This window comes from Terriglobales bacterium (genome assembly GCA_035487355.1).
GTDB lineage: Bacteria > Acidobacteriota > Terriglobia > Terriglobales > Acidobacteriaceae > QIAW01.
Genome location: DATHMF010000038.1, coordinates 1 through 5079, shown reverse-complemented (window position 1 = coordinate 5079; position 5079 = coordinate 1). Strand labels below are relative to the sequence as shown.

The 5079-nt window shown below is 52.8% G+C and carries 5 protein-coding genes and 1 tRNA gene; 5 read left to right on the top strand and 1 reads right to left on the bottom strand.

Annotated features, from left to right (window positions below; all coding sequences use genetic code 11):
* The first annotated feature begins 166 nt into the window (after positions 1-166).
* Positions 167-589 carry a hypothetical protein gene (locus VK738_08995; GenBank protein HTD22776.1) on the top strand — a complete coding sequence of 141 codons (423 nt, stop codon included), beginning with the start codon at positions 167-169 and terminating at the stop codon, positions 587-589.
* A gap of 81 nt (positions 590-670) precedes the next feature.
* On the opposite strand, the gene VK738_08990 is transcribed toward VK738_08995, so the two are convergent.
* Positions 671-745: transfer RNA gene (locus VK738_08990), tRNA-Val, on the bottom strand.
* A gap of 160 nt (positions 746-905) precedes the next feature.
* Between VK738_08990 and VK738_08985 the strand changes: the two genes are divergently transcribed.
* The 4 genes from VK738_08985 to VK738_08970 all read left to right on the top strand — a co-directional run bounded on the left by VK738_08985 (position 906) and on the right by VK738_08970 (position 4774).
* Complete coding sequence (locus VK738_08985; protein ID HTD22775.1) at positions 906-1703, top strand: RNA polymerase sigma factor; 798 nt, start codon at positions 906-908, stop codon at positions 1701-1703.
* Between the two features lie 80 nt (positions 1704-1783).
* Positions 1784-2284 (top strand): hypothetical protein, encoded by a 501-nt coding sequence (locus VK738_08980; protein HTD22774.1) that lies wholly within the window; start codon positions 1784-1786, stop codon positions 2282-2284.
* Positions 2285-2398: 114 nt separating this feature from the next.
* Positions 2399-3019, top strand: a complete 621-nt coding sequence (locus tag VK738_08975) for a DUF3106 domain-containing protein (GenBank protein HTD22773.1) — start codon at positions 2399-2401, stop codon at positions 3017-3019.
* 477 nt (positions 3020-3496) lie between these two features.
* Positions 3497-4774, top strand: a complete 1278-nt coding sequence (locus VK738_08970) for a TlpA disulfide reductase family protein (protein ID HTD22772.1) — start codon at positions 3497-3499, stop codon at positions 4772-4774.
* The last annotated feature ends 305 nt before the right edge of the window (positions 4775-5079 follow it).

The following is a 5079-nucleotide window of genomic DNA, read 5'->3' as shown; positions in this document are numbered from 1 at the left end:
CTCCAAGCGTGAATGGCGGCTTTGTTACGGTCTGACGTTGTCCTGTGCAGCAGCCTTGCGCTGTTGTTTCTGGATAGGCTCCTGCCCGTTGGCCACGCGGGGCCGGTATTCCCCCTGGCCCATTTCAATTAACAGTCGACGTAAATCTCCGGATTGGAGGCTCAAATTGACCAAACACTATCAAGATGGTCGAGGCTCGTGTCGCCGCGGACCTGTGGATCTGGAAGGAAACGAGCAAATACAACAGCGCAGACGATTGGATTTTCGCAAGCGAGTCAAAGAAAGGCACCGTTCCGCTTTGGCCTGGAACCTTGCTCGAGAAGGTGATACGGCCTGCAGCCGTGAAAGCGGGCATTGCCAAAAAGATAGGATGGCACACCTTTCGACACACCTAGGCCACTTTGCTCGTCGCCGTGAAAACGTGAAAGTGGTTCAAGAACTCATGCGCCATGCCAGTACAAGATTCACTCTGGAGATCTATTCCCAAGCGCAATTGGTCGCAAAGAGAGCCGCGCAGCGCCTGGTCGAAGCCATTCTTCCCGAGGAGGTTGTCGATTCCCCGCCGCTTGTCCTGGCAGAAACTGCATGACCGGCATAACCGCTTCCGAGTTTATGGAGCGGTCTGGAGCGGCAAATTCGTCAGCTACTTCCTCTAAGTTGTTGAAAGGATTGGTGGGCACAGCAGGATTCGAACCTACGACTTCCACCGTGTGAAGGTGGCACTCTACCGCTGAGTTATGCGCCCAATATCGCAGCAGAAGACCGCAAAGTCATCCGGCGAATAATCCTTTCAAAGAATAACATTTATGCCGCTACGGGGCGAATAAAGCGCGCCATTCGAATCCGCTAACTGTTGAAGAATCCGTTTCTGAGCCATCCCGGCATTACAATTAGTGGATTACGGGATGTCCTCTCCTCCATCCAACTCCGGCCACCAATACCCTAAGGCTCCTCCTCCCTATGAGAATGGATGCGGCAATACGTCCGAATTTGATCCCAAAGCGCAACCCGAGGTCGAAAATGGGGTTATGGATGATATGGCGACGCTTGCGATCAATCCGAGACTTCTTGAACCGAGACTTCTTGAGAATCTGCAGACTTCAGAAAGCTACCACCCATCGAACGAATTCGGTCAGATGGATGACGCTGCCATCATGTTGGAGTTGAAAGCCGGCAACATGGCGGGTTTTGACTTCCTCATCCAGAAATATCGCAAACCGATTGTTCATTTCATGTATCGGATGGTCCACAATCAGGCTATCGCCGAAGAACTCGCTCAGGAGGTTTTTCTTCGGGTCTATCGCTCTCGTGAGACGTACCGCGCTGAAGCCCGTTTCAGTACCTGGCTCTATCGCATTGCAACAAATCTTGGCGTCAACCATGCGCGGGACACTCGGCATGAACGAACTGCCTCTACTGTTTATCTCGATGAAATCGACTCCGAAACTGGCACCACCCCTGATGTGGCTGACTCTACACCGGGCGCAGAATCAGACATGCTTCGCAGGGAACGGCTAAATGCTATTCGCCAGCACATACTTGCATTACCTGAGCGTCAACGTATGGCTGTTCTTATGCATAAATATGAAGGACTGGACTATAAACAGATCGGAGATGTTCTGAAATTGAGCGAATCTGCCACGAAATCTCTGCTTTTCCGCGCTTATCAGACGCTACGCGAGAAATTGAAGGATTTTATTTAGTCCCCCATTGCGGGGAAACCAGAAAGCGCGCATGCAGCTATTCGACGCGTTCAAGCTGAAAAGAATTGGAAAGGGTCATTATGAACTGCCGAGATTGCCAATACGTTCTACCCGATCTGCTCCTCTATCCGACGGCACGGAACAACGACGCCGCGCGGGAGCATATACAGTCCTGTGATGCCTGCCAGGAGGAGCTTACTTCGCTCAATGCCACTTTTGCCTTGCTGGACGTATGGACCGCCCCAGAGCCCTCAGCCTATTTTGATCAAAAGTTGTCCGTCCGTCTCCGTGAAGAACAGGCTATGGCTCCTGCTGGCTGGCTGGAGCGTATGCGGAGTCGCCTGTTATTCAATACAGGCCGTCAGTTCCGTCCAGCTCTTGCCGGTGCACTTGCGCTCGTTCTTCTGATCGGGGGGGGAACCGTCGTCAATTTCACCAACTTTTCTCCTATAGGCAAGCCAGAGGTCTCTGCCACCGTCGAAGATTTACAGATACTCGATAAAAATGATCAGGCGCTACAGACGATGGATCAACTTTTGCAGGAAGATAGCTCAACCGATGACGGCTCCCCCTTGATCTAACATTCGTCATGCAAAGAATATTTTTCGCGACAAGGAGGTTAAACGCAGTAATCTCGTTGCGAGTACAAGACAGAGCGTTGCATTATCTAGATATATATCTGTTACTTGAATATCATGCCATTGTTTGTCACATTTCGACTTAATTTGGCTCCAACCTTGGCAGCTTTTGTGTTGCTAGCTTCTGTATCTGTCGTAAACGCGCAGCCTGGAGGAGCGAAGGGTAGTTTTGGTGCTCACCCTCCTACGGCACAGGGACGTTCCGCCCCCAAAACGATGCAACCTCAACCAAACAAGGAGCATTTGGCCGAGTGGATGGATCGCCACAGCAATCTGCCATTGGAACAGCAGCAACGTGCTCTTCAAAAAGAACCCGGCTTTCACGATCTTCCCCCACTGACGCAGCAACGCATGCTGGATCGGCTATCGCGGCTCAACAATATGCCACCGGACCAGCGCCGACGGATTCTTGAACGCAATGAGGTGTTGGAACATCTGACACCTAATCAACGGCAGCAGGTTCGCGGAGCGATGCAACAACTGGGTGCACTTCCAACGGATCGGCGGCGTGTTGTCGCCCGCACTTTCCGCGAACTGCGTGATATGCCACCGGCTCAGCGCCAGACAACATTGAATTCAGAGGGTTTTCGCAGCCAGTTTTCCGACACGGAACGTAGTACACTTTCGAATTTGTTAGCTGTAGAACCGCTGCTCCCGGCTCCGCAGCCACACGAATAGTTCCGGTTCCACTAAAAGAGGATAGCCGCCCGAAGGCGGCTATTTTTATTGCGGGGGGAGGGTAGGGCTATGGAAGACAGGACACCGTTTGCTTTGTGCACCTTACGACTTAGCTTCGGTGAAGCTTCTGGATGAAAGACGATCAAGCCAAACAGGATTGAGGCGATCCGATCGCCAATAAAAAAACCAGCCCAGGCATTCTCCGGAAAAGTCTCCTGTACCCATAGTGTGTTGTATTTTCAGGGGGATAACTGTGATAGCCAATACAACTTTTGGCGGAGAATGCCGTGGGCATTTGAATGGAACGTCTTGACCTCAACGCCGGAACGGCTTAATCTTAGCGAATGCGTATGCATTCCAACCTCTGTTGTTGTCGCCGCTCCCCGCTGGCGCATGCAGAGGCGCGTTCTTCCCGCTAATTAGCGGATTTCCCGCCTTATCCCTTATTTTTCTGCCACCTAAAGAATCGAGCACTCTATGAAGCTCTTTGCTGGAATTCTCCTGCTTGCTACATCAGCTTTCTCTCAAACTCATGACAAATCAGCCATTTCTGGAATCTGGGAGGGCAGCGCCACTGTTCGCGGTCAACAGGTTCCTGTACGTCTTCAGATCAGCGGAACGGCTTCGGATCTGAAGGCAGCTCTTATTAACGGGGCTGAGGAGGCGCCAGCATCGAGTGCAAGTTTCACGGATGGGCACCTTGTTTTGAGCTTCAATTACTATGCACGATCGCTTGACGCCACGCTTGCAAACGGTGAATTAACAGGGACTTTTGGCTTGGTGGCGGCGCTGACCGAGGGAAGCCACGCGGCCCCTCGTGTGCCGGCTACTCTTCATCGTGCGGCGGCAAAGAAGGTGGCGGAGACTGGTAGTCCGGATATCAAGGGCGAGTGGGAGATTGCTGTAAAGAGCTCCAAAGGGGAGTCGGCGTGGCAGTTGCGGGTCGAGCCGAGTGGGGTGAAAACGGCTGATATCAGGGCGGTTATCCAACGGATTGATGGAGATACGGGATCGCTCTATGGCTCCTGGGATGGGCATGAATATACGGTTTCGCACTTTACAGCGGCGGGGCCCGCACTCTATTCCTTGACGCCGCAGGCTGATGGAACTTTGCTTGTGAGCAACCTGCTGGCGGCGGAGGCGCAGAAGGCACAGCAGCGTGATCTGGTGGCTCGTCGTCCGGCGGAGGCGCGTAAGGAAAACCTTGCAGCGCCTACGGAATCGACGGAGCAGACTACGGTGAAAGACCCTTCTAAGCGCTTTGTTTTCAGCTTTCCGGACTTGAATGGGAAGGTGGTATCGAATACCGATCCGCAGTTTGATGGGAAGGTGGTTATTGTTGCGGTGGGTGGGTCGTGGTGCCCGAACTGCCATGATGAGGCGCCGTTTCTGGAGAGCCTCTATAAGCAGTTTCATGGGCAGGGGTTGGAGATCGTAAACCTCTCATTCGAGGAGGCTGATCAGCTGAAGGACCCTATGCGGCTGAGGGCTTTTATCGCTCGGTATGGGCTTACTTATACGGTGCTGGTGGCGGGGACGCCGGATGAGTTGGCGGAGAAGATTCCGCAGGGTGAACATCTGAATTGCTGGCCTACGTCGTTCATTCTAGGGCGTGATGGGCGAGTGCGGGAGGTTCATGCGGGGTTTGCGGGGCCGGCGAATAAGCCTGCTCATGAGGCTCTCAAGCAGGAGGTTACCGGGTTGGTGGAGGGACTGTTGGCGGAGCCGGTTCCTACGCAAAATGCGGCTCGGTAAAGCGTATTTTTGTTAGAAAAATTTTGACCCTGGGAGCGCTGGCCCGCGTTCCGGGGTTTTTGTTTTTTTGCTGGGTTTTTGAAGAGGGTTTTGGGAAAAGTGGTGTTTCGAGGTGGTTTTTTTGTGGACAGTATGTGGTGAATTGTGTGGTGACGGTGGTTGGTGGAATGCGCTTTTTTGAGGGGTGAAATTTTGCAGATTTTTCAACTTTTTTTTGCGGGGCTAGCGGAGGCATTGTGAGTTGAAGAATCAGGCAAGGCGTTGGCGGCGCCACCGCCCGTTGTCCTCGCTACTATGAAGTATCG

Bases quoted from the DNA above. Each gene is read 5' to 3' on its own strand.
- VK738_08985 (HTD22775.1), top strand. From the start codon at position 906: ATGTCCTCTCCTCCATCCAACTCCGGCCACCAATACCCTAAGGCTCCT.
- VK738_08980 (HTD22774.1), top strand. From the start codon at position 1,784: ATGAACTGCCGAGATTGCCAATACGTTCTACCCGATCTGCTCCTCTAT.
- VK738_08975 (HTD22773.1), top strand. From the start codon at position 2,399: ATGCCATTGTTTGTCACATTTCGACTTAATTTGGCTCCAACCTTGGCA.
- VK738_08970 (HTD22772.1), top strand. From the start codon at position 3,497: ATGAAGCTCTTTGCTGGAATTCTCCTGCTTGCTACATCAGCTTTCTCT.